General features: G+C 70.3%; 24 protein-coding genes. 15 read left to right on the top strand and 9 right to left on the bottom strand.

Annotated elements, in window-relative coordinates; all coding sequences use genetic code 11:
* Positions 1–108 precede the first annotated feature (108 nt).
* Positions 109–1,062 carry a type IV toxin-antitoxin system AbiEi family antitoxin domain-containing protein gene (locus tag F0U44_RS03135; protein ID WP_223163558.1) on the top strand — a complete coding sequence of 318 codons (954 nt, stop codon included), beginning with the start codon at positions 109–111 and terminating at the stop codon, positions 1,060–1,062.
* A 64-nt stretch (positions 1,063–1,126) separates the two neighbouring features.
* Here F0U44_RS03135 and F0U44_RS03130 read toward each other — a convergent pair whose 3' ends face one another.
* Positions 1,127–2,746, bottom strand: a complete 1,620-nt coding sequence (locus F0U44_RS03130) for a long-chain-fatty-acid--CoA ligase (protein WP_149726775.1) — start codon at positions 2,744–2,746, stop codon at positions 1,127–1,129.
* Between the two features lie 77 nt (positions 2,747–2,823).
* On the bottom strand, positions 2,824–3,420 hold the full coding sequence (locus F0U44_RS03125) for an HAD family hydrolase (protein ID WP_149727513.1): 597 nt from the start codon (positions 3,418–3,420) through the stop codon (positions 2,824–2,826).
* Positions 3,421–3,492: 72 nt separating this feature from the next.
* On the opposite strand from F0U44_RS03125, the gene F0U44_RS03120 reads away from it, so the two are divergent.
* Positions 3,493–4,272 (top strand): DUF2127 domain-containing protein, encoded by a 780-nt coding sequence (locus F0U44_RS03120; protein ID WP_223163557.1) that lies wholly within the window; start codon positions 3,493–3,495, stop codon positions 4,270–4,272.
* A 106-nt stretch (positions 4,273–4,378) separates the two neighbouring features.
* On the opposite strand, the gene F0U44_RS03115 is transcribed toward F0U44_RS03120, so the two are convergent.
* Positions 4,379–5,668 (bottom strand): citrate synthase, encoded by a 1,290-nt coding sequence (locus tag F0U44_RS03115; protein WP_223163556.1) that lies wholly within the window; start codon positions 5,666–5,668, stop codon positions 4,379–4,381.
* 257 nt (positions 5,669–5,925) lie between these two features.
* On the opposite strand from F0U44_RS03115, the gene rplM reads away from it, so the two are divergent.
* Genes rplM through glmM form a run of 3 tightly spaced genes read left to right on the top strand, consistent with a single transcriptional unit; the run spans position 5,926 to position 8,262 of the window.
* On the top strand, positions 5,926–6,369 hold the full coding sequence (gene rplM / locus F0U44_RS03110; protein ID WP_149726773.1) for a 50S ribosomal protein L13: 444 nt from the start codon (positions 5,926–5,928) through the stop codon (positions 6,367–6,369).
* Between the two features lie 35 nt (positions 6,370–6,404).
* The gene (gene rpsI / locus F0U44_RS03105) at positions 6,405–6,902 is read left to right on the top strand and encodes a 30S ribosomal protein S9 (RefSeq protein ID WP_149726772.1); all 498 of its coding nucleotides are present in this window, start codon (positions 6,405–6,407) and stop codon (positions 6,900–6,902) included.
* 13 nt (positions 6,903–6,915) lie between these two features.
* Positions 6,916–8,262: a phosphoglucosamine mutase gene (gene glmM, locus F0U44_RS03100; RefSeq protein WP_149726771.1), complete on the top strand. Its 1,347-nt coding sequence runs from the start codon at positions 6,916–6,918 to the stop codon at positions 8,260–8,262.
* On the opposite strand, the gene coaA is transcribed toward glmM, so the two are convergent.
* Positions 8,259–9,218 (bottom strand): type I pantothenate kinase, encoded by a 960-nt coding sequence (gene coaA / locus F0U44_RS03095; protein WP_149726770.1) that lies wholly within the window; start codon positions 9,216–9,218, stop codon positions 8,259–8,261. The genes glmM and coaA overlap by 4 nt on opposite strands.
* A 43-nt stretch (positions 9,219–9,261) precedes the next feature.
* Here coaA and glmS point away from each other — a divergent pair, with 43 nt between their 5' ends.
* Positions 9,262–11,115 carry a glutamine--fructose-6-phosphate transaminase (isomerizing) gene (gene glmS, locus F0U44_RS03090; RefSeq protein ID WP_149726769.1) on the top strand — a complete coding sequence of 618 codons (1,854 nt, stop codon included), beginning with the start codon at positions 9,262–9,264 and terminating at the stop codon, positions 11,113–11,115.
* A gap of 4 nt (positions 11,116–11,119) precedes the next feature.
* Positions 11,120–11,473: a holo-ACP synthase gene (locus F0U44_RS03085; protein WP_149726768.1), complete on the top strand. Its 354-nt coding sequence runs from the start codon at positions 11,120–11,122 to the stop codon at positions 11,471–11,473.
* A 169-nt stretch (positions 11,474–11,642) separates the two neighbouring features.
* Here the strand turns inward: F0U44_RS03085 and F0U44_RS03080 are convergent, their stop codons facing one another.
* The gene (locus tag F0U44_RS03080) at positions 11,643–12,569 is read right to left on the bottom strand and encodes a hypothetical protein (protein ID WP_149726767.1); all 927 of its coding nucleotides are present in this window, start codon (positions 12,567–12,569) and stop codon (positions 11,643–11,645) included.
* 208 nt (positions 12,570–12,777) lie between these two features.
* Between F0U44_RS03080 and F0U44_RS03075 the strand changes: the two genes are divergently transcribed.
* The 8 genes from F0U44_RS03075 to tsaD all read left to right on the top strand — a co-directional run bounded on the left by F0U44_RS03075 (position 12,778) and on the right by tsaD (position 20,755).
* On the top strand, positions 12,778–14,202 hold the full coding sequence (locus F0U44_RS03075; protein WP_149726766.1) for an NAD(P)H-hydrate dehydratase: 1,425 nt from the start codon (positions 12,778–12,780) through the stop codon (positions 14,200–14,202).
* A 16-nt stretch (positions 14,203–14,218) separates the two neighbouring features.
* Positions 14,219–15,397, top strand: a complete 1,179-nt coding sequence (gene alr, locus F0U44_RS03070; protein ID WP_149726765.1) for an alanine racemase — start codon at positions 14,219–14,221, stop codon at positions 15,395–15,397.
* Entirely contained in the window at positions 15,394–16,476 is a 1,083-nt protein-coding gene (locus F0U44_RS03065; RefSeq protein ID WP_149726764.1) for an alpha/beta fold hydrolase, read from the top strand. Before alr ends, F0U44_RS03065 begins: the two co-directional genes overlap by 4 nt.
* Positions 16,473–17,444, top strand: coding sequence for a tRNA (adenosine(37)-N6)-threonylcarbamoyltransferase complex ATPase subunit type 1 TsaE (tsaE, locus tag F0U44_RS03060; protein ID WP_246160260.1), 972 nt, complete (start codon positions 16,473–16,475; stop codon positions 17,442–17,444). Before F0U44_RS03065 ends, tsaE begins: the two co-directional genes overlap by 4 nt.
* A 216-nt stretch (positions 17,445–17,660) precedes the next feature.
* On the top strand, positions 17,661–18,551 hold the full coding sequence (locus F0U44_RS03055) for a glycoside hydrolase family 16 protein (RefSeq protein ID WP_188113297.1): 891 nt from the start codon (positions 17,661–17,663) through the stop codon (positions 18,549–18,551).
* 64 nt (positions 18,552–18,615) lie between these two features.
* Positions 18,616–19,254 (top strand): tRNA (adenosine(37)-N6)-threonylcarbamoyltransferase complex dimerization subunit type 1 TsaB, encoded by a 639-nt coding sequence (gene tsaB / locus F0U44_RS03050; RefSeq protein ID WP_149726762.1) that lies wholly within the window; start codon positions 18,616–18,618, stop codon positions 19,252–19,254.
* Positions 19,251–19,709, top strand: a complete 459-nt coding sequence (gene rimI, locus F0U44_RS03045; protein WP_246160258.1) for a ribosomal protein S18-alanine N-acetyltransferase — start codon at positions 19,251–19,253, stop codon at positions 19,707–19,709. The genes tsaB and rimI overlap by 4 nt, the downstream gene beginning before the upstream one ends.
* The gene (gene tsaD, locus F0U44_RS03040) at positions 19,706–20,755 is read left to right on the top strand and encodes a tRNA (adenosine(37)-N6)-threonylcarbamoyltransferase complex transferase subunit TsaD (RefSeq protein WP_149726761.1); all 1,050 of its coding nucleotides are present in this window, start codon (positions 19,706–19,708) and stop codon (positions 20,753–20,755) included. The genes rimI and tsaD overlap by 4 nt, the downstream gene beginning before the upstream one ends.
* Positions 20,756–20,831: 76 nt before the next feature.
* Here the strand turns inward: tsaD and F0U44_RS03035 are convergent, their stop codons facing one another.
* The 4 genes from F0U44_RS03035 to F0U44_RS03025 all read right to left on the bottom strand — a co-directional run bounded on the left by F0U44_RS03035 (position 20,832) and on the right by F0U44_RS03025 (position 25,022).
* A complete protein-coding gene (locus F0U44_RS03035; RefSeq protein ID WP_149726760.1) occupies positions 20,832–21,941 on the bottom strand; it encodes a TolB-like translocation protein in 1,110 nt (369 codons plus the stop codon).
* A gap of 66 nt (positions 21,942–22,007) precedes the next feature.
* The gene (locus F0U44_RS03030) at positions 22,008–23,234 is read right to left on the bottom strand and encodes an MFS transporter (RefSeq protein WP_188113296.1); all 1,227 of its coding nucleotides are present in this window, start codon (positions 23,232–23,234) and stop codon (positions 22,008–22,010) included.
* Between the two features lie 22 nt (positions 23,235–23,256).
* Positions 23,257–24,486: a TolB-like translocation protein gene (locus F0U44_RS22890; RefSeq protein ID WP_188113295.1), complete on the bottom strand. Its 1,230-nt coding sequence runs from the start codon at positions 24,484–24,486 to the stop codon at positions 23,257–23,259.
* Positions 24,483–25,022 (bottom strand): SigE family RNA polymerase sigma factor, encoded by a 540-nt coding sequence (locus tag F0U44_RS03025; protein ID WP_149726758.1) that lies wholly within the window; start codon positions 25,020–25,022, stop codon positions 24,483–24,485. Before F0U44_RS03025 ends, F0U44_RS22890 begins: the two co-directional genes overlap by 4 nt.
* Positions 25,023–25,110: the final 88 nt, after the last annotated feature.

Genomic DNA, 25,110 nt, shown 5'->3' with positions numbered 1-25,110 from the left:
CGACGTACCAGCCACGTCGGTTCCTCCCCACTGTCATATTTCCGACCGCTTTCCACAGGCAGACGGGCGCCGGGTGCGGATTGACGCCGATTCGGGCAGTTTCGCCTGGTGGACGCGATCTCGGATCTCCTCGCCCTCCAGGACGGAGTCATCTCGCGACGTCAGGCACTGGAGGCCGGTCTGCGACCTCACTCGATCGAACGCCTGCTGCGGCGACGGGTTTGGGTCGCAGTCCATCCCGGCGTCTATGTCGACCACACCGGCCGGCTGTCGTGGCGACAGCGAGCTTGGGCTGCCGTGCTGGCCTGCTGGCCGGCCGCTCTCGATGGCCGGTCCTCACTACGAGCCCACGAGGGCCCGGGGCGCCGCAGCAGCGACGGCCACCCGATCGAGGTGATGGTCGCTCACAGCCGACGAGTCGATCCGCCCGCAGGCGTGCAGGTGCGCCGGAGCCGCCGGTTCGACGAGCAGGTGCACTGGAACCTCAACCCGCCTCGCATGCACTACGACGCCACGATCATCGAGATCGCCGACACCGCGGCTCGTGAGCTCGATGTCATCGCCGTGCTCGCTGACGCCTGCGGCGCCCGTCGTACGACGGCTGCTCGCCTCCGTGATCGCATCGACGACCTGCCCCGTTTGCATCAACGTGACCTGTTGCTCGGCATCCTCGACGACGTCGCTGAGGGCACCTGCTCCGTGCTCGAGCACCGCTACCTCACCCACGTCGAGCGCCCGCACGGACTGCCCCGCGGTCTGCGCCAGGATGCCGTCATCCGGTCGGACCGACCGATGCTGCGCGACGTCGTCTACCGCGGGCTGCGGGGGGCCTGGACTCAGGTCGTCGAGCTCGATGGACGCCTCCACCATGACAGCGCAACCGCACGCGACCGGGACATGGAGCGCGATCTCGACGCCGCGCTCGAGAGGGAGCACTCGGTGCGGATCGGCTACGGGCAGACCTTCGAGCGGGCCTGTGTCACGGCGGCCAAACTGGATCGGCTGCTGGTCACGCGCGGATGGGCGGGCCGGGCAAAGCGCTGCCCCAAGTGCCCGGGGTAGCCAGAAGTGGGGAGGATCCACCGCAGCATGTACGTCGGATCCTCCCCACTGAGGTGAAGCTCGCTCAGACCTGGCGGTCGCGTCCCTCCCAGAACGGCGCCCGCAGCTCGCGCTTGAGGATCTTGCCGGTCGGGTTGCGGGGGAGTGCCTCCACGACGTCGACGCTCTTGGGGCACTTGTAGTGCGCGAGCCGCTCGCGCGTGAACTCGATGATCTCCTCCGGCGTCGAGCTCGCGCCCTCCTTGAAGGCGACGAACGCCTTCACGGACTCGCCCCACTTCTCGTCGGGCACGCCGACGACGGCGACCTCGAGCACGGCGGGGTGCTCGGACAGCACCCGCTCGACCTCGGGTGAGTAGATGTTCTCGCCGCCGCTGATGATCATGTCCTTGACCCGGTCGGAGACGTAGAGGAAGCCGTCGGCGTCGAGGTGGCCGATGTCGCCGGTGCGGAACCACCCGTCCTCGGTGATCACCTCGGCCGTCGCCTCGGGCTTGTTGAGGTAGCCCTTCATGAGCTGCGGGGTCCGCATCCAGATCTCGCCCGCCTCGCCGGTCGGCAGGTCGCTGCCGTCGGCGTCGACGATGCGCAGCTCGCAGCCGGGGATGGCCTTGCCCGCAGACAGCAGCCGCTCGGGGTGGCCCTCGGCCTCGGCGTTGCGGTGGTCCTCGGGCAGCAAGTGGGTCGCGACGCCCGACACCTCGGTCAGGCCGTAGACCTGCATGAAGTCGGTCTCCGGCCAGGCCTCCATCGCGGCACGGAGCAGCGGCGGCGGCATGGGCGCGGCGCCGTACGTGTAGAAGCGCAGCGCGCCGAAGAGCTTGATCGCGTCGGGTCCGGACTGGAGCACCTGGGCGAGCACGGCTGGCACCAGGAAGGTGCAGTTGGCGCCGGCGAGGATCGCACCTGCGAGCGAGCCCGCGTCGGGCTCGCGGGTCATGACGGTGGGGACGCCGTCGTGGATGCCGAAGAGGACGTACGACGACCCGCCCACATGGAACAGCGGCATCGCCACCATCGACTTGTTGCCCTCACCGAAGGCCCAGCCGTCGTGGGAGTGGACCGTGTGGCTGACCATGTTGCGATGCGTGAGCATCACGCCCTTGGGCCGCCCGGTGGTGCCGGAGGAGTAGAGGATCAGGCAGACGTCGTCCTCGACCACGTCGGGGCCGTCCTCGCAGGATCCGGACGCAGCGAGGAAGGCTTCGTACTCGTCGCCCTCGGCGCCGTCGGGCGTCACCGCGATGATCTTCTCGACGTTGGGCAGGCGGTCGCGGATGGCCTCGATCGTCGGCATCAGCTCGGCGCCGACGAAGAGCACCTTGGCGCCGGAGTCGTTGACGACGTAGTCGACCTCGTCGCCGGCCATCCGCCAGTTGACGATCGCGTTGGCCGCGCCGATCGAGCCGGCCGCCATGCTGATCTCGACGCAGGCCGGGTGGTTCTTGTCGAGGAAGCCGACGACGTCGCCGCGTGCGATGCCGAGCTCGCGCAGGCCGCACGCGGCCCGGTGCACCCGCTCGTGGAACTGCGCCCAGGTCCAGGTGCGACCGAGGTAGGTCATCGCCTCGCCGTCGGGGTTGGCGTCGGCCCAGTGGTTCAGGCGGTCGTGGACGTAGACCGGCTCGGGGGGCTGCGCGGGCGGCCAGGAACGGCGGGCGGGGGCATCAGCGACGGTGCTCATTCGGGGGATTGTGGTCTACCTCACACCCCGGCACAACGACCGTGACCGCGTGCCGGGATCGTCGCTCTCCGCAGACCTCAGACAGGGAGGCCCGCGGCGCGCAGATCGGCGCGCAGAGCGGCGCCGTCGGTGAAGACGTGGCCGCGCATCCCCAGCGCCTCGGCCGCCTCGACGTTGAGCTGCTTGTCGTCCACGAACACCAGGGCAGCCAGCGGAAGACCGGCTCGCTCGGCGACGAGCCGGTAGATCGCGGGGTCGGGCTTGGCGATGCCCTCGCGACCCGACACCACGACGTCGTCGAGCAGGTCGAGGAAGGGGAAGCGCTCGGGCGCCTGGGGGTAGAGCTCGGCGGAGAAGTTGGTGAGACCCACCTGCGGCACTCCGGCGGCGTGGAGGTCGCGCAGCAGGGCGACGCTGTCGGCGTGCTCGCCGATAAGCGACGCGGCGAAGTAGTCCCGGTAGGCCCGGCCGTGCGGGAGCCACTGCGGGTGCTCCCGTCCGAGGACGGCGAGTGCCTCGGCCCACGGTTGCCCGGCGTCGCACGCGTGGTTCCATGCGGCGAAGTCGAACGCGGCGAAGAACCGATCAGCCTCAGCCTCGCCCAGCCCCGCCGCCACTGCCGCGTGGGGGTCCCAGTCGATGAGCACGTTGCCCAGGTCCCAGACCACTCCCATGCGCACGGCCCCGATCCTGCCTGATCGCCAAACCGGTGACCCGCGACGGTCCGGACCAGCAGACTGGCGCGCGTGAGATTGACGCCGTTCCGCGCCTTCGACTGGAACCTGCGCTCGTGCGGGCTGCACGGCCATGTGACCTACCGGCCCGACGAGGAGGAGCTCGCCGCGCGGCTGCACACGACGACCCCCGCTGGCGAGGTGTGGCGCTGCCTGCGGTGCGGCACCTTCGCCCTCGGTGCTCCGGCCTCCTCCGGGCCGGCCGACGAGGCCCCACTGGTCCTGCGCGGCCGGGCGCTCCGCGACGCCGCGATCCTCCGGGTCCTCGCGGTCGAGCGGGGGGTCCGCGGACTGTTGTTGCTGCTGCTCGCCTACGGCATCTACCGCTTCGACGGGTCGCGGGAGGCGCTGCGACGTACGTTCGACGAGTACCTCCCGCTGCTGAAGCCGGCGGCGATGCGCGCGGGCGTCGACCTCGAGGAGACCGGGCCGGTCCGGCTGATCGAGCACGCCCTGACCCTGCAGCACAGCACCCTCCTCCTGGTCTCGATCGGCGTGCTGGCCTACGGGCTCCTCCAGCTGACCGAGGCGGTCGGCCTGTGGCTGATGAAGCGGTGGGGGGAGTACGTCGCGGTCGTCGCGACCGCGGTCTTCATCCCGCTCGAGGTCTACGAGCTCGTCGAGGGCTTCACCTGGCTCAAGGTGGCCGCGCTCATCGTCAACCTGGCAGCGGTGGTCTACCTGGTGTGGTCCAAGCGCCTCTTCGGTGTCCGGGGCGGGCACGCCGCCTTCGAGGCCGAGCGGCACGCGGAGTCGCTGCTCGAGGTCGAGCACGCCGCCGCGTTGGCGTGACCTGGAATGCAGGAATCCCCGGTGCACCGGGGATTCCTGCACTTATCGGGGGTTGCAACACCCGATAAGTGCAAGTTTCACCGGTGAACCGGGGATTCCGTCAGGCTCAGGCCCAGCGCTCCTCGGCGGGGACGAAGGTCAGCTGCCGGTCGCCGGTGTAGATCTGCTTGGGGCGAGCGATCTTCTGCTCCTTGTCCTCGATGAGCTCCTGCCACTGCGCGAGCCAGCCGGGGGTGCGGCCGATCGCGAAGAGCACGGTGAACATCTCGGGCGGGAACTCCAGGGCCTCGTAGATGAGGCCGGAGTAGAAGTCGACGTTGGGGTAGAGCTTGCGCTTCACGAAGTACTCGTCCTCGAGCGCGATCTTCTCCAGCTCCTGGGCGACCTCGAGGAGCGGGTTGACCCCGGTGACCTCGAAGACGTCGTCGCAGGCCTTCTTGATGATCTTGGCGCGGGGGTCGTAGTTCTTGTAGACCCGGTGGCCGAACCCCATCAGGCGCTCGTTGCCGTTCTTGACGCCCTCGATGAACGCGGGGATCTCGGACTTGTTGCCGATCCGGCGCAGCATCTTGAGGACGGCCTCGTTGGCGCCACCGTGCAGCGGGCCGAAGAGGGCGCCGATGCCGGCGGAGACCGCCGAGTAGGGGTCGACCTGCGAGGAGCCGACCGAGCGCACGGCGTTGGTCGAGCAGTTCTGCTCGTGGTCGGCGTGCAGGATGAAGAGGGTGTCGAGCGCCTTGGCGATGCGCGGGTCGGGGTCGTACTTGACCTCGCTCATCTTGAACAGCATCGACATGAAGTTCTCGGCGTAGGACAAGTCGTTGTCGGGGTAGACGTAGGGCTTGCCCTGCGCGTGGCGGAAAGCCCAGGCGCCGAGGGTCGGCATCTTCGCGATCATCCGGATGATCTGGATCTGCCGGTTGTCGGGGTCGGAGATGTTGGCGGCCTCGGGGTAGAACGTCGAGAGCGCACCGACCGACGCCATCAGCATCCCCATGGGGTGGGCGTCGTAGCGGAAGCCCTGCATGAAGGCCTTCACGTTCTCGTGGACGAACGTGTGGTAGGTGATGTGGTGCACCCAGTGGTCGTACTGCTCCTTGGTCGGCAGCTCGCCGTGGACCAGGAGATAGGCGACCTCGAGGAAGTTGGACTTCTCAGCCAGCTGCTCGATGGGATAGCCGCGATATTCGAGGATCCCCTTTTCTCCGTCGATGAAGGTCACGGAGCTGCGGCACGAGGCTGTGTTGACGAAGCCGGGGTCGTAGGTGGCGATGCCCGGGGTGTCGTCGTTGAGCTTGATCTGCCCGAGGTCGGCGGCCTTGATGGTGCCGTCGGTGATCGGGATCTCGTACTCCGCGCCGGTGCGGTTGTCGCGTACGGTGAGAGAGTCAGTCACGTCCAGCACCGTAGTCCTCGCGCCCACGCGCACGTAAGGCGGTGTCCGGACACTGGCCCATCGCGGATCTGGCGCAGGCGTGGTCAGCCGCGTTTTGACCCTCTCCCGAGTGGACCGTAATCTTGTCGATTGCGTCTTCTGCCGCTTTCGCATGCGGAGGCAGCGCCTCGCCCAGCAGGGGGAGGCCAGTGTTCGTCAGAAGACGCCGCGGTCGGAGCCTTCGGCCGTGTCCACACGAACGAGAAAGTGACGCAGCCATGCGCACCTACGCTCCCAAGCCCGGCGACATCGAGCGCCAGTGGCTCGTGATCGACGCGACGGATGTTCCGTTGGGTCGTCTCGCCACCACGGCCGCCAACCTCATCCGCGGCAAGCACAAGGCGATCTTCGCGCCCAACGCTGACACCGGCGACTACGTGATCATCATCAACGCCGAGAAGGTGTCGCTCAGCGGCAAGAAGCGGACCGACAAGATGGTCTACCGCCACTCGGGCTACCCGGGTGGTCTGACCGCGACCCCGATCGGCGAGGTCCTGGACAAGGACGCCCGCAAGGCCGTCGAGAAGGCCGTCTGGGGCATGGTCCCCAAGAACAAGCTCGGCCGCCAGATGCTGAAGAAGCTGAAGGTCTACGCCGGCCCGGCCCACCCGCACGAGGCCCAGCAGGCCGTCCCCTACGAGATCTCCAAGATCTCCCAGTGACTGAAGCGAAGGATCTGAGGAACACCGTGGCTGACATGACCACCGAGAACGAGGTCGAAGAGACCTTCGAGACCGACGAGCAGGGCCTCGCCTACACGAGCGAGACCTCCCCGTCGGCTGCCGTCGCCAGCGCGCCGGCCACCATCGCCCCCGGCGCGGCCACCGGCCGTCGCAAGGAGGCCGTCGCTCGCGTCCGGATCGTTCCGGGCACCGGCGTGTGGACCATCAACGGCCGCTCGCTCGAGTCGTACTTCCCCAACAAGCTGCACCAGCAGGTCGTCAACGAGCCCTTCGCGGCTCTCGGCCTCGAGGGTCGCTTCGACGTCATGGCCCGCATCCACGGCGGCGGCATCACCGGCCAGGCCGGTGCGCTCCGCCTCGGTGTGGCCCGCTCGCTCAACCAGATCGACGTCGAGGCCAACCGCCCGACGCTGAAGAAGGCCGGTCTGCTCACGCGCGACGCCCGCGCGACCGAGCGTAAGAAGGCTGGTCTCAAGAAGGCCCGCAAGGCGCCGCAGTACAGCAAGCGCTGATCCGATTCCGCAGATGCGGATCTTTGGCACCGACGGGGTCCGGGGCCTGGCGAACTCGTCACTGACGGGGGAGCTGGCCCTGGGCCTCGGTGCTGCTGCGGCCCGCGTGCTCGTCGAGCACGGGGGCCTCGGCAGCGGCCGCGCACGGCCACTGGCCGTGGTCGGCCGCGACACCCGGATCTCCGGGCAGTTCCTCGAGCACGCCGTCGTCGCGGGGCTCGCGTCGGCCGGTGTCGACGTGCTCCGGCTCCGGGTGCTCCCGACGCCGGGCGTCGCCTACTTCACTGACGCCCTCGGTGCTGATGTCGGTGTCGTCATCTCGGCGTCGCACAACCCGATGCCCGACAATGGCATCAAGTTCCTCGCCCGCGGTGGCGTCAAGCTCGACGACGCCCTCGAGCGGGAGATCGAGGACCACCTCGACCAGGAGTGGGTGCGACCGACTGGTGCCGAGGTGGGCCGGGTGACGCCCTACGGCCCGACCGTGGCCGAATACTCCTCCCACCTCGTCGCGACGCTCGAGAAGCCGCTCGTCGGCCTCAAGGTCGTCATCGATTGCGCCAACGGCGCGGCCAGCGAGGTCGGGCCCAAGGCGCTGACCGACGCCGGCGCGGAGGTCATCGCCATCGGCGCCGACCCCGACGGCCTCAACATCAACGAGGGCTGCGGTTCCACCCACCTCGAGCCGCTGCAGAAGGCCGTGCTCGAGCACGGCGCCGACGCCGGCTTCGCGGTCGATGGTGACGCCGACCGCTGCCTGGCTGTCGACCACACCGGCACGGTCGTCGACGGCGACCAGATCATGGCCATCCTCGCGATCGGGATGAAGGAGTCCGGCACCCTCGTCGACGACACCCTGGTGGCCACCGTGATGAGCAACCTCGGCATGATCCAGGCGCTCACGGCAGCCGGCGTCGTCGTACGCCAGACGGGAGTCGGCGACCGCTACGTCCTCGAGGACATGCGCGCCGGCGGCTACTCGCTCGGCGGCGAGCAGTCCGGCCACGTGATCATGCGCGACCACGCCACGACCGGCGACGGCGTGCTGACCGCGCTGCACCTGATGCAGCGGATGGTGCGCACCGGCAAGACCCTCCAGGAGCTCGCGGGCGTCATGACCCGGCTGCCGCAGGTCCTCGTCAACGTGCCCGGTGTCGACAAGGACCGTTGCGACGACCCCGAGCTGCTCGCCGCCGTCGAGAAGGCGGAGGCCGAGCTGGCCGGCACCGGTCGGGTGCTGCTGCGCCCCTCGGGCACCGAGCCGCTGGTGCGGGTCATGGTCGAGGCGCCCACCGCCGCCCAGGCCCAATCGGTGGCCGACGGGCTGGCTGACGTCGTACGCCGTCGGCTCTCGCTCTAGATCTTCCGGAGCCGGACCCAGCGGACCGAGTGGTCCGCGTCCTTGCGCAGCACCAGGGTCGCGCGGGAGCGCGTCGGGAGCACGTTCTGCTCCAGGTTGGGGCCGTTGATCGTGTCCCAGATCCGCCGCGCCTCGTCGATCGCGACGTCGTGGGTGAACTGCGCGTACTTCGCGAAGTAGGAGTCGGGGTCGCGGAACGCGGTCTCGCGCAGGCGGAGGAAGCGGTCGACGTACCAGTCGCGGATGTTGGCGACCGCCGCGTCGACGAAGATCGAGAAGTCGAAGAAGTCCGACAGGCCCAGGCTGGTGCGGCCATCGGGGCGCACCCGGGCCGGCTGGAGCACGTTGAGGCCCTCGAGGATCAAGATGTCGGGGCGCTTGACCGCGATCTTCTCGTCGGGCACGACGTCGTAGATGAGGTGGGAGTACTTCGGCGCGTAGACCTCGTCCTTGCCCGACTTGATGTCGACGACGAACTTCATCAGCGCGCGGCGATCGTAGGACTCCGGGAAGCCCTTGCGGTCGAGGAGGCCGCGGCGCTCGAGCTCGGCGTTGGGGTAGAGGAAGCCGTCGGTGGTCACCAGGGCGACGTTGGGGTGCGCGGGCCAGCGGGCGAGCATCTGCTGCAGCACGCGGGCCGCGGTCGACTTGCCGGCGGCGACCGATCCCGCCAGGCCGATCACGAACGGCGTGCGCGGCGCCGTCGTGCGGTGGAGGAACTCCTCCTGGGTGCGGTGCAGGGCGCCCGCCGCCTCGACGCGCAGGCTCAACAGGCGGGAGAGCGGCAGGTAGACCTGGACGATCTCGTCGATGTCGAGCTGCTCGCCGAGACCACGCAGCGCGACGATCTCGTTGAGGGTCAGAGGGCTCTCGGTCTCCGAGGCCAGCGCGGCCCAGGTGGAGCGGTCGAGCTCGAGGTACGGCGAAGCCTCGCGCGCTGACTCGTCGACCTGCATGGCGCGATTGTTCCACCTACCCCGACCACTAGAGTGGTCGGCTATGTGCGGGATCGTCGGCTACGTCGGACCCCAGCGTGCGCAGGACGTCGTGATCGACGGCCTCCGGCGACTGGAGTATCGCGGCTACGACTCCGCAGGCGTGGCCGTCGTGCACGACGGCAAGCTCTCGGTCGCCAAGCGTTCCGGCAAGCTCGCCAACCTCGAGAAGGTCCTCGCCGATGCCCCCGATGGCGGGCTGCCGCACGCCCACACCGGCATCGGTCACACCCGTTGGGCCACCCACGGGCCGCCCAACGACGTCAACGCCCACCCGCACACCGGCGGTGCCCGTCGCGTCGCGCTGGTGCACAACGGGATCATCGAGAACTTCGCCGAGCTGCGTCAGCGGATCGAGGCAGACGACCACGTCTTCCTGTCGGAGACCGACACCGAGATCGCCGCGCACCTGGTCGAGCTGCAGGTCCAGTCGGGCGTCGACCTGCCGATCGCGATGCAGCGGGTCTGCCAGCAGCTCGACGGTGCCTTCACGCTCGTGGCCGTGGACGCCCAGGACCCCGACCGGGTCGTGGCCGCGCGCCGCAACAGCCCGCTCGTCGTGGGCATCGGCGAGGGCGAGAACTTCCTCGGCTCTGACGTCGCCGCCTTCATCGAGCACACCCGCGAGGCGCTCGAGCTCGGTCAGGACCAGATCGTCATCCTCACCCGCGACGAGGTGACGGTCACCGACTTCTACGGTCGGCCGGTCGAGGCCACGCGCTTCCACGTCGACTGGGACCTGTCGGCCGCAGAGAAGGACGGCCACGACTGGTTCATGCGCAAGGAGATCTTCGAGCAGCCGCGAGCGGTCGCCGACTCGCTGATCGGGCGGCGCGGCGCTGGCGGCCTGCTCCAGCTCGACGAGATGCGGCTCGCCGACGAGGAGATCCGCGACCTCGACAAGATCATCGTGATCGCGTGCGGCACCTCCTTCTACGCCGGCATGGTCGCCAAGTACGCCATCGAGCACTGGACGCGCACCCCGGTCGAGGTCGAGCTCGCCTCGGAGTTCCGCTACCGCGACCCGATCGTCGACAACACCACCCTGGTGGTCGCGATCAGCCAGTCGGGCGAGACCGCCGACACCCTGCAGGCGATCCGGCACGCGAAGAGCCAGGGCGCCCGGGTGCTCGCCATCTGCAACACCAACGGCTCCTCGATCCCGCGCGAGTCCGACGCGGTGATCTACACCCACGCCGGACCGGAGATCGGCGTCGCCTCGACCAAGGGCTTCCTCACCCAGCTGGTCGCCTGCTACCTGCTCGCCCTCTACGTCGCGCAGGTCAAGGGCACCCGCTACGGCGACGAGATCGACGAGATCATGCAGCAGCTCGAGGCGATGCCCGACCACATCGAGACGGTCCTCGAGTCGGCCGACGCCATCTACGAGCTCGCCCGTGCCCACGTCGGCGCGCGTTCGGTGCTGTTCCTTGGCCGTCACGCGGGCTACCCGGTGGCGCTCGAAGGGGCGCTCAAGCTCAAGGAGCTCGCCTACCTGCATGCCGAGGGCTTCGCCGCCGGTGAGCTCAAGCACGGACCGATCGCGCTCATCGAGGAAGGGTTGCCGGTGCTGTGCGTCGTACCTCCGCGCGGTCGCGACCAGCTCCACGCCAAGATGCTGAGCGGCATCCAGGAGGTCCGCGCCCGCGGCGCCCGCACGATCTGCCTCGCCGAGGAGGGCGACCAGGCGATCACCCCCTACGCCGACGACCTGATCCGGCTGCCCCAGGTGCCGGTGCTCCTGCAGCCGCTCGTGGCGATCATCCCGCTCCAGCTCTTCGCCTGCGAGCTCGCCACCGCGCTGGGCCACGACGTCGACCAGCCGCGCAACCTCGCCAAGTCCGTCACGGTCGAGTAGCGCCGTGGCGGTGATCGGGGTCGGCATCGACGTCTGTGAGCTCGACCGCTTCGCGGCGTCCATCGAGCGCACGCCCAACCTCGCCGTACGACTCTTCACCGAGGCCGAGCGCGGCTTGCCGGTCGCCTCCCTCGCCGCCCGTTTCGCCGCCAAGGAGGCCTTGGCCAAGGCGCTCGGGGCCCCCCGGGGGATGGAGTGGCACGACGCCGAGGTGATCCGCGAGGAGTCCGGCCGCCCCGTCTTCGAGATCCGCGGCACCGTGCTGGCCCAGGCCGACGCACTGGGTGTGAAGCACGTCCACCTCTCCCTGTCCCACGACGCCGGCATCGCCTCGGCGATGGTCGTGCTGGAGAGCTAGTCGGCGTCTGCCCTGCACGTTAGCGGGGTCGTGTGCCTGAGACCGACCCTTGGCTGGTCGTGGGGCACACGACTCACCCAGACAGCCCGGCGGGTCGGAGTCGTGTGCTCGAGACCGATTCAGGGAGCGTGCTGAGGCACACGACTCCCGTCCGCCGCGCTTGGAATCGCTAGGCGGCGGTGCCAGGCACACGACGCCGTACGCCGAGCGCGAGCAAGTCCTTGGCCACCTCGCCAGGCTCGTGGCGCACCTCGAAGGCGGTCGCGCCGACGATCATCCGATCTCGGCCGGAGATGCGCCGACCGCGTCGCTTGTCGGCGCTCCATTGCATGACATCCATGTGGAAGGACCCGTCGACCTCGAGGACCAGAACGCGTCCATCGGGTAGGTGCCACTCGCAGTCGGTCCAGCGGCGCCGGCCATCGGAGTCGACCCGACTGACCTGGCGGTTAGGCATCGGGAGGCCGTAGCTGCGACACATGGTGGTGACGTCACGCTCCGAGCCAGAGTGGACGCCGCCCTCGATGTCGCCGATCAATCGGCGGAAGCCGGAAGCGCGACGAAGTGGCTTGAGGAGTTCCACGTACTCCCGAAGTCGGGCCGGGGTCGTGAGCCGTTGCTGAACCGACGCCGCGAGGACCCCGTGGGCCGGGCGGAGCGCGGCGTCGTACCCCGCCCAGAGCAGCAGCGCCGGTTCGATCTGGCACGACGGGATGCCCGGCTTTGGGCTGACGAGAAGCTCGTACGGCCGCCTCGATCGGAAGAACCTGATGCCCGCGACAGGTTCGAAGCTGAGTTCGTCGTCGACGAGCACGGTCACCTCGGACCGCTCCCAGCCGACGAGCCCATGACGCGCACCTGCGGTGAGACCACCGAGCATGCTGCGCGGACCGGCATGGAGCACGCCCACCCATCGCCTCTGCTCGATCGTCAGCGCTCCCGTGACGCAGCTGATCACTCGGGGTGTTCTTGCCGACCACCGGCCGGCCACGATCTGATGGTGGACGGCGTCCCAGTTCATTCCGATCCCGGTCAGCTGCCGCCGCGCGAGGATGCCGCTCTGGGTGGCGATCAATCGCTGGATGCGTTCGTCCATGCTTCATCGTTCGACGCGTGCGGCCGGGCCCGCACCCCCTGAATCAGTTGTCCACAAGTCCCGGTGATCGCTGTCGTGTGCCGGAGACCGACCGTGGGCGGGTTGTCAGGCACACGACCCGGTTGGAGCGAGAGACCGCACACGGTCGTGTGCCCCAGACCGACCGATAGGGCGTCGTCAGGCACACGACCCCCGATAGCGTGGGGGCATGATCCGCGCGCACACGGTCGAGCAGGTCCGGGCTGCGGAGGCGGTCCTCCTCGCCGAGCTCCCCGAAGGTGCGTTGATGCAGCGCGCCGCGCACGGGCTGGCCTACGCGGTGCTCGACCTCCTGGGCGGTGGCTACGGGCGGCGGGTGCTGCTGCTGGTCGGGTCCGGCGACAACGGCGGCGACGCCCTTTACGCCGGCGTGGTGCTCGCCCGGCGGGGCGCGATCGTCGAGGCGTGGCTGCTGTCGGACAAGGTGCACGAGGCCGGGCTCGCGGCGCTGCGGGCTGCGGGCGGTCGGGTGCGGCGTCTCGATACGTCCTCGCCTGGCGGCTCGGACTACTCGACGAGCCAAGGCCCCGTATCGAGCCCCTTCGACGTCGTGGTCGACGGGATCGTGGGGATCGGCGGTCGTCCGGGCCTGCGGCCGCAGGCAGTGGCGGCGCTCGAGGCGGTGCGGGGGATCCCGGTCGTCGCGGTGGACGTCCCGAGCGGTGTCGACGTCGACAGCGGGGAGGTCAGCGGGCCCCACGTGACCGCGGAGGTGACCGTCACCTTCGGCACCCACAAGATCGCGCACCTCGTCGACCCGGCCGCCGAGGCCGGTGGGGTCACCCACCTGGTCGACATCGGCCTCGACCTGCCGGCGCCCGCGCTCGAGGCTTTGCAGCCCGCCGACGTGGCGGCCCTGTTGCCGCGACCGGCGTCGCAGGCGCACAAATACACGCGTGGCGTCGTCGGGATCCGGACCGGGTCGACCACCTATCCCGGGGCCGCGATGCTCAGCGTCGCGGGGGCCGACTGCGGCCTGGCGGGCATGGTGCGCTTCGTCGGTGACGCAGCGGTGCTCGACCGGATCCGCACGGTCCGCCCCGAGATCGTCGGTGACGGCCGGGTGCAGGCCTGGGTCGTCGGCTCGGGCAGCCACCAGACAGCGGAGGGGCAGCTGAGCGCGACGCTCGACGACGGCGTACCGATCGTGGTCGACGCCGACGCGCTCGAGTTCGCCGACATGGTCGCTGGACGCCGCGCGGTGCTCACGCCGCACGCGGGCGAGCTCGCCGGCATGCTCGGCGCCGACCGGCACGAGATCGAGGCCCGGCCGCTGCACTTCGTGCGCCGGGCCGCCGAGGCCTACCGCACGACCGTGCTTCTCAAGGGCCGCCACACCCTGATTGCCCACCCCGGCCGACCGGTCCGGGTCACCACGACGGGCACCCCGTGGCTCGCGACCGCCGGCGCCGGTGACGTGCTCGGCGGACTGATCGGCGCGCTGCTCGCGGGTGGCCTGACGCCGTACGACGCCGCGTCGGTCGGCTCCTGGCTGCACGGTGCGGCCGCGACCTACGCCTCCCAGGGCGGTCCGATCGTCGCGGGCGACGTGGCGCGCGCACTGCCGGCGGTCGTCGCGTCGCTGCCGGCGTAGTGGGAGGATCGGACGCATGTCGGACCCGTCGGCCCCACGCGGCGCGCTCGCCGAGATCGTGGTCGACCTCGCCGCGATCCGGCACAACGTGCGCGTGCTGCGCGAGCTCGCCGGCGTCCCGCTGATCGCGGTCGTGAAGGCCGACGGCTACGGCCACGGCATGGTCGAGGCGGCGCGGGCGGCCCGCGAGGGCGGCGCCGACATGGTCGCGGTCGTGACCGTCGACGAGGCGCTCCAGCTCCGCGACGCCGGCTACGTCGGCCCGCTGCTCTGCTGGCTGACCCTGCCCGACGTCGACCTCGTGCGCGCGATCGAGGAGGGCGTAGACCTCACCGCCTACTCCGTCGCCGAGCTCGACACGATCGCCGCGGCCGCTGAGGCCGCCGGTCTGCGGGCCCGGGTGCAGATCAAGGTCGACACCGGTCTCAACCGTGGCGGCGCACCCCGGGCGACCTGGGCCGACGTCTTCGCCCGTGCCCGCGCGGGCGAGCGCGAGGGCAGCTGGAAGATCACCGGGCTGTGGTCGCACTTCGCCTGCAGCGACCAGCCCGGCCACCCGGCCAACGACCGGCAAGAACAGGCCTTCCGCGCGGCGGCGGCGCTCGCCGCCGACAACGACCTCCACCCCGACGTGCTGCACCTGGCCAACTCCGCGGCGGCCGTGCTGCGCCCGTCGGCGCGGTTCGGCGCGGTGCGCTGCGGTATCGCGATCTACGGACTCGACCCGGCACCGGGCAGCACGCCCGACATCGGCCTCGTGCCGGCCATGACGGTCCGCAGCGAGCTCGCGATGGTCAAGGAGCTCGCTCCCGGCGACGCGGTCTCCTACGGCCAGCGTTGGGTGGCGGACCGCCCGACCACGATGGGGCTGGTGCCGGTCGGCTACGGCGAGGGCATCCCGCGCCACGCGTTCCAGCAGGGGCAGGAGAGCGGCAGTGCCGAGGTGGCCGTCGGCGGCAAGCGTCGACCGATCCGCGGCACCGTCTGCATGGATCAGTTCATGGTCGACCTCGACGGCGACCCGGCCGAGGTCGGTGACGAGGTGGTCCTCTTCGGAGCCGGCCCCGGCGTGCCCACCGCGCAGGACTGGGCAGCGGCGTGCGGCACCATCAACTACGAGATCGTCACCAGGATCGGAGGCCGGATGTCGCGGACCTACGTCGACACCGACGCGGCAGCGGAGGCTCGTCCATGAGCACCCGACGTCGTGTCGTCGGCTCGGTCGCTGGTGCGATCGGCCTGGTCGCTGCGGGCGGCGCCGTCAGCATGCTGCGTCAGCAGCGGTCCATCAGCCGCCGCGCGGGCGAGGACATCGCCTTCGGCTCGCTGCGCTCGGAGCCGGTGACCGTCGTCGCCGACGACGGTGTGCCGCTCCACGTGGAGATCGACGACCTCCAGGACAACCGGGTCCTCGGCAGCCGGATGCTCGGCCGGGCGACGGCTCCCGACGTCACCGTGGTCTTCGTCCACGGCTTCTGCCTCAACCTCGACTGCTGGCACTTCCAGCGGGCGGCCTACCGCAACCTGGTCCGCACGGTCTTCTACGACCAGCGGTCCCACGGGCGGTCCGGAAACTCCGACCGCGAGCACTCGACGATCGACCAGCTCGGCAGCGACCTGAAGGCCGTCATCGACGCGACCACCGACGGTCCCGTCGTCCTCGTCGGTCACTCGATGGGCGGCATGGCGATCGTGTCGCTCGTCGAGCAGCACCCCGAACTGGTCGGGAGCAAGATCATCGGCGCCGGCCTGATCTCCACGACGGCCGGCGGCCTCGACGTCGGACGGATCCTGCTGCCCATGCTGCCGGCGCGACTCAGCGGTGGCATCTCCAGCCGGGCGGTCCGCACGCTGCACCGCGGTCACCGGGCGGTCGACAGCGCCCGGCGCCTCGGGCGGAGCATCGCCACGGTCGCGACCGACCGCTACGCGTTCGGCGGCGAGGTCCCGAAGGGCTACGTCGAGTTCGTCGACGAGATGCTCTCGGCCACCCCGTTCGAGGTCGTCGCCGACTTCTTCCCGCTCTTCACCAACCTCGACAAGTTCCACGCGGTGGAGGCGCTCGGTGCCATCCCCACCTCGGTCATCTGCGGCACCAGCGACAAGATCACCTCGATCGGCCACTCCCGCAAGCTGCACTCGCGCATCCCCGACTCCGGGCTCCTCGAGTGCGACGGCGCCGGCCACATGGTGATCTTCGAGCGCCACGACCTCGTCAATGCCGAGCTCGACCAGCTGATCACTGCTGCGACCGCCGGGGCACGCAGCCGGTGACCGACCTGATCAACGGGGTGAGGAGCGAGCCGACGATCGAGGTCGTCGGGCCCGAGGGCGCTGCCGTCGTACTGGAGATCGTGCGCGCGGCCTTCGCCGACCGCGAGCCGCTCGACCCGCCGACCGACGCGCTGGCGGAGACCGAGGAGACGATCGCGGCGCGCCTGGCCGCGGGCGCCGGACTCGTCGCACGGATCGACGGGCGTCCGGTGGCCTCGGTGCTGCTCGACGCGGAGCCCGACGGTCGCACCGTCCACCTGCGCCGGTTCGGCCTCACCCCGGAGGCGCGCGGCCAGGGTCTCGCGGTCGCGCTGGTGCGGGAGGCCCTGCACGCCGCCACGACGCTCGGCGACGGACGGGCGGAGCGCGCGATGGTCTTCGCCCGCGAGGAGCTGCCTCGCACCGCCCGCTTCTGGCGGCAGCAGGGCTTCGCCGAGGTCGGTCGGACGGCGCCGTACGTCGAGCTCGCTCGCGCGCTGCCGCGACGCATCGAGGTGCCGACCCCCGAGGACATGCAGGCGCTGGCGACCAGGATCGCGGGCGTGGTGGGCGCGGGCGACGTACTCGTGCTCAGCGGCGACCTCGGCGCCGGCAAGACGACCTTCACCCAGGGGCTCGGCGCCGCGCTCCAGGTGCGCGGTGCGATCACGTCGCCGACGTTCGTGATCTCGCGGGTGCACCCCTCGCTGGTGGGCGGGCCCGACCTCGTCCACGTCGACGCCTACCGGCTCGGCGGTGCTGCCGAGCTCGACGACCTCGATCTCGACACCGACCTCGACCGCGCCGTCACGGTGGTCGAATGGGGGGAGGGGCTCGCCGAGGACCTCGCCGACTCGCCGCTCGAGATCCGGATCACGCGTGCGGTCGGCGCCGACGGCGACGCGGCCGACACGGGGGACAACGACCCCCGCACCGTCGAGCTCGACCCGCTCGGCCGCCGCTGGCTCGGGGTCGACCTGATCGGCTAGGTCACCGCACCCGATCGGTTGGGACCCTGGTCCCAATTCGCATGGTCCTTCCGGGTCATGCCAGGTGGCTCCCAACGACCGATCCGCCGAGGTGCCCTGCCTCCCTAGGCTTGCCAGTCCGAGTTGGTGTTGTTCCGTCGCTATGAGGGTGGCTGCGGGGCGGGCAAGGAGGTTCTGGGAGGGGCTCCGCGCATGCGGACATTTCGGGCATTTTTCATGCTGCTGGCATGCATCGGCCTGTTGGTGACCTTTGTCATCGACCCGCCGGTGGCGTCGGCGGCACAACCCGTCGGTGGTCTGTCCGCCGACGGTGAGGACCCGCCGGCGCCTGACGCCTGCGGGGCGCGCATCGCGAAGAAGCGCGGCGGTTACTGGGAGTGCACGTTCAACGACGAGTTCAGCGGCACCGAGCTCGACCGCACCAAGTGGCTCGGCGCGCAGACCGAGATCAGCGGCATCGCCAACGGCGACGTGTGCACGCGCGACGAGCCGTGGACCATCTCGGTCAAGGGCGGCATGCTGCGGCTGACGGCGCGCAAGCTGCTCAACCCCTTCCTGTGCAAGAGCCCCTACGGCAACTTCCGCACTGACCGGGCGGCTGCAGCGGTCTCCACCCGTGACCGGTTCTCGCAGGCCTACGGACGGTTCGAGGTGCGGGCCAAGATGCCCGACACCACCGTCCAGGGGCTCCACTCGGCCATCTGGCTCTTCCCCGACCAGAACCTCTACGGGCTGTGGCCGCTCTCCGGCGAGATCGACATCGCCGAGTGGTACAGCGGCATCCCGCAGTACGCCTACCCGTCGTTGCACTACGCCGACGGACTCAACGACGGCGTCACCGGCCTGACCGCCTACCTCCGCAACGCGAGTGCGTTCCACACCTACGCCGTCGAGTGGTCGCCCGACCTCATGCTCTTCTACTACGACGGCCGGTTGGTCTACGAGACCCGGTGGCGTCCGATCCTGCCGCTCTTCGGCAACCAGCCGTTCGACAAGCCTTTCAACATGATCCTGACCCAGGCATGGGGCGGTGCGTGGAACGCACCGGTCGCCGCGACCCCCACCAAGGCGACGATGACCATCGACTGGGTCAGGGTCTGGCAGTGAGCACGCGCCCGAGGCCCGGGGACAGGGCGCGCTAGGCCCGGCACAGGGCGCTAGCCTCGGGCGCGTGCTCCTCGCCTTCGACACCTCCTCGCCGACCGTGACCGTCGCCGTCCACGACGGTAACGACGTGGTCGTCGAGCTCACGTCGACGGAGTCGATGCGGCACGGCGAGCAGCTCACCCCGCTCGTCGACGAGGCGCTGCGCCGGGTCGGCATCACTCCGCGCGACCTGACCGCGATCGCGGTCGGAGTCGGCCCCGGACCCTTCACGGGGCTGCGGGTCGGTCTGGTCTCGGCGCGCACGATGGCCTACGTCTTGGAGATCCCCGTCTACGGCGTGTGCTCGTTGGACGTCCTCGCCGTCGAGGCGATCGACAGCGGCACCGTCGACGGGCCGTTCGTGGTTGCGAGCGATGCCCGTCGGCGCGAGGTCTACCTTGCGACCTACGACGAGAGCGGCCAGCGCACCTCCGGTCCCGACGTCCAGCGTCCCGCCGACGTCGCGACCGACGCCGCGGTCGTGGGGGAGGGCGCCTCGCTCTATCCCGATGCGTTCCCTGCGGGCCGCGGCCCGTTGCGGCCGTCGGCCGGGTGGCTGGCTCGGTGCGTGGCCGAGGAGCGCGCCGAGCTGCGCGACCCGGAGCCGCTCTACCTGCGCCGCCCCGACGCCGAGATCCCTCGCGCGCCCAAGTCGGTCTCGTGACCGTCGCGGTGCGGCGCGCCGCCCTGGGTGACATCGACGCGATCGTCGACCTGGAGGAGACGGCCTTCCCGGCCGACCCGTGGTCGTCGGTCCTGATCGAGGAGGCGGTCGCGGGCCTGCTGCCGACGACGACCTTCCTCGTCGCCGAGATCGCTGCCCGGTGGGTGGGCTACGCCGCGGTGAGCGTGGTGCAGGACGTGGCCGAGCTGCAGCGGATCGCCACGGTGGTCGCTGCTCGTCGTACGGGCGTGGCCGACGCGCTCATCGACGCCGTCGACGCCCACGCCGGGGAGCGCGGCGCCGAGCGGCTGCTGCTCGAGGTTCGGGAGGCCAACGTCGCTGCGCGAGCGCTCTACGCCGGCGCAGGCTTCACCGAGATCGCCCGCCGACCTCGCTACTACCGTGACGGCACCGACGCGATCGTGCTCGAGCGGTCTGTGAGAATGACGCCGTGACCGACGAACCGCTGGTGCTCGGCATCGAGACCTCCTGCGACGAGACCGGTGTCGGCATCGTCCGCGGCCACACGCTGCTCGCCGACGCCGTCGCCAGCAGCGTCGACCAGCACGCACGCTTCGGAGGCGTCGTGCCGGAGGTCGCCAGCCGCGCCCACCTCGAGGCGATGGTGCCGACGATCGAGCGGGCCTGCGAGACCGCGGGCATCGCGCTGCACGACGTCGACGCGATCGCCGTGACGAGCGGCCCCGGGCTTGCCGGCGCGCTGCTCGTCGGCGTCGCGGCCGCCAAGTCGCTCGCGCTCTCGCTCGGCAAGCCGTTGTACGGCGTCAACCACCTCGCCGCCCACGTCGCGGTCGACCAGCTCGAGCACGGGCCGCTTCCCGAGCCCTGTCTGGCGCTGCTCGTCTCCGGCGGCCACTCGAGCCTGCTCCGGGTTGAGGACGTCACCTCGTCGATCAACCCGCTCGGCGCCACCATCGACGACGCCGCGGGCGAGGCCTTCGACAAGGTCGCTCGGCTGCTCGGCCTGCCCTTCCCGGGTGGGCCCCACATCGACCGTCAGGCCGCGTCCGGCTCGTCGATCGCCATCGACTTCCCCCGCGGCCTGACCAGTCGCAAGGACCTCGAGCGCCACCGCTTCGACTTCTCCTTCTCCGGCCTCAAGACCGCCGTCGCGCGGTGGGTCGAGGCCCGGGAGCGGTCCGGGGAGCCGGTGCCCGTCGCCGATGTCGCCGCCTCGTTCCAGGAGGCCGTGTGCGACGTCCTGGTGCGCAAGGCCCTCGACGCTGCTTCGGCCGAGGGCATCGAGGACCTCCTCATCGGGGGCGGCGTCGCCGCCAACTCCCGCCTGCGCGCGATGGCCGAGGAGCGGGCCTCCCAGCTCGGCATCCGGGTGCGCGTACCGCGCCCCGGGCTCTGCACCGACAACGGCGCCATGGTGGCCGCCCTCGGCTCGAGCATCGTTGCCCGCGGACACGCCCCGTCGTCGTACGACCTCCCCGCCGACTCCAGCCTCCCCGTCACCTCGATCCTGGCGGTCTGAAATGAGTCGTGTGCCTGAGCCCGCCCGCTAGGGCGTTCTCAGGCACACGACTCCCGCTCTTGCGGGGCAGTGAGCCTCAGTGGCGGATCAGGGTGAACGGGCTGTCCTCGGCCTCGCCCTTGACCGGGTCGGCGAACTCGGTGATCGCTCCGTCGGCGGTCATGGCGAAGAGGTGCCAGTTGGCGCCGTCGTAGGAGTCGAAGACGAGGCGGTTGTCGGTCGACCAGGCCCAGTTGGAGCTGAATCCGCCCTCGACGCCGTAACGGCCGGTGGCCTCGCCGGTCTTCGCGTCGAGGATCGCGAGGTCGGAGACGCCCAGGCCGTCGTAGTAGGCCGGCAGGCCGATCACGTGGCTGCCGTCGGGCGAGATCAGGTTGGCCTCGAAGTCGCAGGTCTTCCAGAGCGGCTTGGTGCTCGTCCGCCGGAGGTCGACGAGTGCGCTGCAGGAGCCGTCGTCATCGATCTGGTCGACGTAGGTGACCAGGCCGTCGGCGGAGATGTCGTTGAAGTCGATCGCCGAAGCCACGGGGTTGTCGTTGACTCCGTGGGAGTCGAAGGAGCGCGGCTTGCCGATGCCAGAGTTGACGAAGACCTGGCAGCCGTCAGCGACCTCGTAGCAGTTGGGTCCGCCGATGACTGCGGCCGCGAAGTAGGCGATGGTCTCGCCGGGTGCGGCGAGGTCGACGTGGCCCATCGAGACCTGGTCGCCCTCCCACGCGGTCATGACCTCGCCGGTGGTGTCGATCCACGCGATCGTCGTACCGGCATCGTTGACGACGACGGCGCTGGTGGTGTCGAACGTGTCGACGACGGTGCCGTCCTCGGCGATGACGGTGGCGTCGGAGTAGACCTCGCCGTCCCACTGGGTGACGACGAGCTGACCGTCCCAGACGACCGCGCTGTCGTAGTGCTTGCCCGGGAGCTTGACGGCGTCACCGTCGGCCTGGTGCCAGGTGTCGCCGACGACGTAGTCGAGGCCGGCCGGGTCGGCCGGGCCGTCCGTGGTCTCGGTCGGGTCGGGGGTCTCGGTGGTCGCGTCCGTGGTGGGCGCCGAGGAGGAGGTCGTCGGGTCGGCGGAGGAGTCCTTCGCGTTGCCGCCGTCGTCGCTGCCGCACGCAGCGGCGAGTACGGCGAGCGGGGCGATCACCGCCGCAACGGCGATCCGTGAGTGCAGCTTGATGGTCATGGTCGTGGTCCTTGCTTGTCCGGGAGGCGCTTCAACGCCTGTCTGGCAAGAGGACGCGAAACCTGGTCAAACGGTTGCAACCGGCTCGAGCCGCACGTTGCGGATCGCCGGCCGAGTGGCGCCGATGACGCCCACCAGCGCGCAGAGTGCGGCGCAGCCGAGCATGACGTCTTGGGTGCTGAAGGCGATCGCCAACGGCCCGACGATCAGCTGGCCGATCGGCATGGCCACGAAGGAGAAGAACCCGTCGACCGCCATCACGCGCGACAGCATCTGCTCGGGCACCTTCTCCTGCACGGTGAGGCTCCACGACAGGTTGACGACCGCCATGCCGATGCCGGCGAAGAAGAACCCGACGGCGAGGGCGACGGTGTTGACCCAGGTCCCGAGCAGGAGCATCGGGATCGCGTTGAAGGAGAAGCCGATGACACAGGCTTGGAGGGATCGGCGAAGGGTGATCCGAGCGAGGAAGAACGCCGTGACGAAGATGCCGACGGCCTCGGCGGCGCGGGCGAAACCCCAACCGTCGCTGCCGATCGTGCCGTTGGCGATCGACGGGCCGAGCACCCCGAGCGCGCCGCTGATCAGCGCGTTGAACACCAGGGAGCACGACGCCACCGGCAGCACCCAGCCCAGCGCCCGCACGAAGAACCAGCCCGCCTTGAAGTCGCCGATCACGCTGGCCGCCCGGTCGGGGCGCGCGCCGATCGGCAGGCGCATGATGCCGAGGAACGCCGCGGCGACGAGGTAGGTGATCGCGTCGGCGGCCAGCGCCCAGCCCGGACCGACGGTGGCGACCAGGACGCCCGAGAGCGCCGGGCCGGCGATCCGCAGCAGGCTGTCGGACTGGCCGAGGAGCAGGTAGGCCGCCTTCCGCTCGGCCTCGGGCAACAGGATCGGCACCATGCCGTGGAAGGCCGGATAGCTGACCGCGAAGACGGTGCCGCTGATCAGCTGGAGCACGACGAGGTGCCAGATCTCGGCGGTGTCGGTCAGCACCAACAGTGCGGTGATGCCCTGGACGACGCCCTGGATCAGGTTGCAGCCGCGGAGGACCAGCGCCCGCGGCAACCGGTCGGCGAGGGCGCCGCCCAGCAGCATCAGTGCCACCATCGGCCCGGTCCACGCCGCCAGCACCCACCCCAGTGCCGACGCAGAGTCGCTGATCTCCAAGACCGCGAAGGCGAGCGCGATGCCCGCCATCGCCGTACCGGCGCTGTTGACCGTCTCGCCCAGGAAGAACCACCGGAAGTTCGCGACCGCCAGGGGCGAGAGGTGGTCGCGACGCTTCACTCGGTGGACGTTACCTGCGGGGTCAGTGCTGGATCGGGAGGTACGGGTTGTCCACGTCGCTGCCGGCGACGCTCGCGAGCTCGGTGGTCCCGCCGTCGGCGGGGTCCATCGAGAACAGGTGCCACTGAGCGCCGTCGTAGGTGCTGAAGAGGAACTGGTTCTCGGGGGTCCAGCCGACGTACGACGACACGAAGCCGCCCTCGGGGGAGAAGACTCCGGTCTGCTCGCCGGTCTCGGCGTCGAGCACCGAGATCGTCGCCCAGCCGAGGCCGTCGTAAATGCTCGGGGCGCCGACGACGTACTGCCCGTCAGGGGAGATGGCCTGGGGCTCGTAGTCGCAGCCGTGCCACAGGAAGCCGTCGGCGTCGGCCACGCCGCCGCACACCACCCCGTCGTCCTTGATCTCGTCGGAGTAGGAGATGAGGGACCGGAAGGCCTGCTCGGGCGTCGGGGCGAGCTGCTCGTCGAAGCACATGCGGGCGTCGACGGGGAGCGGGACGTCGCTCGATCCGATGCCCCGGCAGCCGCTGGTGGACGTGTTGATGCGCACCAGGCACGCGCCCGACTCGGGCTCGCACGGTGCCGTCCCGATGACGGAGACGGGCTCGCCGCCGAAGGACTCGCCACCGGCGGAGTCGCCCACGTCGGACGCGAGGGTGGACTGGCCGCCCTGCCACCGGGTGATCAGCTCGCCGTCCGCGGTCGTGTAGGCCAGGATCGTCTGGTCGGCGCTGATCGCGAAACCGGCGACCTGCAGCGGGTCGCCGACCGGGTTGCCGTCGGCGTCGAAGACGTACATCGACGGGAAGACCTCGGTCGCGGCCTGGAGGGTGACCAGCTGGTCGTTCCAGATGCCTGCCTGCTGGTAGTCGCCTTCGGGCAGCTCGACCTCGTCGCCGTCGGCTTGGTGCCAGGTCCGGCCCTGCAGCCAGTCGGGGCCGACCGGGTCGGCGGCCTGCGTCGGCGTCGGTGTGGTGGAGTCGGACTGGTTGACCACCGGCGGCTCGGTGCTCGTGCCGTCGTTGGTGCTGGCGAGCACGGCGACCGGGGTCACGATCGCGGCGACACCGAGGACGCCGCCGGCGACGGCAGCGCGTCGGTTGCGGCGGATCTTCTGGGCCTTGCCCTTGACCGAGGTGAAGTCGAGGGGCGCCTCGTGGAGGTCACGGACGCGCGCGTCGAAATCGCGGCTCATCGCTTCCTCCCAGGGGGTGTCGGGGCTGTCAGGTGTGGTGGGGTCGTTGGGGTTCATGACGTGGACTCCTCGCCGTAGCGGGGGTGGAGCTCGGCGGGCACGCGCTCGCGGAGTGCGGACAGCGCCCGGCTGCACTGGGACTTGACGGTGCCGACGGAGATGCCGAGCGCGTCGGCCACCTCGGCTTCTGACATCTGCTCGTAGTAGCGCAGGACGACCACGGACCGCGCCTTCGGCGGCAGGGTCTGCACGACAGCCCAGAGCTGGTCGTTGGTGCCGTCGTCGTAGTGGTCGTGGTGGGGCGCGCCCTCGGGGACCTCGTCGGTGGCCCACTCGCGCTTCTTCCACGCGCGGCGCCACAGCGAGTTGTTCTCGTTGACCATGATGCGGCGCACGTAGGCGTCGACGGCGCCGCGGTCATGGACCTTGTCCCACGCGAGGTAGAGCTTGGCGAGCGACGTCTGCAGGATGTCCTCGGCCTGGTGGCGGTCACCGGTGAGCAGGTACGCCGTGCGCAGCAGGGTGGGCTGCCGTACGGCGAGGTACTCGGTGAACTCGGCGTCCCGCTGTTCTTCGCGGGTCTTCCGGCTCATCGGCGTCCTCCGTCCTGATGCTGGGTCTTGAGTGCAGGTTGCTCGTCTTGGTGGAACTGTTTCGCGTGGAGGACGCCATCCGCGGCAG

It is taken from the genome of Nocardioides humilatus (assembly GCF_008373755.1).
Taxonomy (GTDB): Bacteria; Actinomycetota; Actinomycetes; order Propionibacteriales; family Nocardioidaceae; genus Nocardioides; species Nocardioides humilatus.
The sequence above is the reverse complement of the archived record's forward strand: the minus strand, read 5'-3'. Positions and strand labels throughout refer to the sequence as shown.

Bases quoted from the DNA above. Each gene is read 5' to 3' on its own strand.
- glmS (WP_149726769.1), top strand. From the start codon at position 9,262: ATGTGCGGGATCGTCGGCTACGTCGGACCCCAGCGTGCGCAGGACGTC.
- F0U44_RS03080 (WP_149726767.1), bottom strand. From the start codon at position 12,569: ATGGACGAACGCATCCAGCGATTGATCGCCACCCAGAGCGGCATCCTC.
- alr (WP_149726765.1), top strand. From the start codon at position 14,219: ATGTCGGACCCGTCGGCCCCACGCGGCGCGCTCGCCGAGATCGTGGTC.
- F0U44_RS03075 (WP_149726766.1), top strand. From the start codon at position 12,778: ATGATCCGCGCGCACACGGTCGAGCAGGTCCGGGCTGCGGAGGCGGTC.
- F0U44_RS03025 (WP_149726758.1), bottom strand. From the start codon at position 25,022: ATGAGCCGGAAGACCCGCGAAGAACAGCGGGACGCCGAGTTCACCGAG.
- F0U44_RS03035 (WP_149726760.1), bottom strand. From the start codon at position 21,941: ATGACCATCAAGCTGCACTCACGGATCGCCGTTGCGGCGGTGATCGCC.
- F0U44_RS03055 (WP_188113297.1), top strand. From the start codon at position 17,661: ATGCTGCTGGCATGCATCGGCCTGTTGGTGACCTTTGTCATCGACCCG.
- F0U44_RS22890 (WP_188113295.1), bottom strand. From the start codon at position 24,486: ATGAACCCCAACGACCCCACCACACCTGACAGCCCCGACACCCCCTGG.
- coaA (WP_149726770.1), bottom strand. From the start codon at position 9,218: ATGCAGGTCGACGAGTCAGCGCGCGAGGCTTCGCCGTACCTCGAGCTC.
- F0U44_RS03125 (WP_149727513.1), bottom strand. From the start codon at position 3,420: ATGGGAGTGGTCTGGGACCTGGGCAACGTGCTCATCGACTGGGACCCC.
- rpsI (WP_149726772.1), top strand. From the start codon at position 6,405: ATGACCACCGAGAACGAGGTCGAAGAGACCTTCGAGACCGACGAGCAG.
- F0U44_RS03130 (WP_149726775.1), bottom strand. From the start codon at position 2,746: ATGAGCACCGTCGCTGATGCCCCCGCCCGCCGTTCCTGGCCGCCCGCG.
- glmM (WP_149726771.1), top strand. From the start codon at position 6,916: ATGCGGATCTTTGGCACCGACGGGGTCCGGGGCCTGGCGAACTCGTCA.
- rplM (WP_149726773.1), top strand. From the start codon at position 5,926: ATGCGCACCTACGCTCCCAAGCCCGGCGACATCGAGCGCCAGTGGCTC.
- F0U44_RS03065 (WP_149726764.1), top strand. From the start codon at position 15,394: ATGAGCACCCGACGTCGTGTCGTCGGCTCGGTCGCTGGTGCGATCGGC.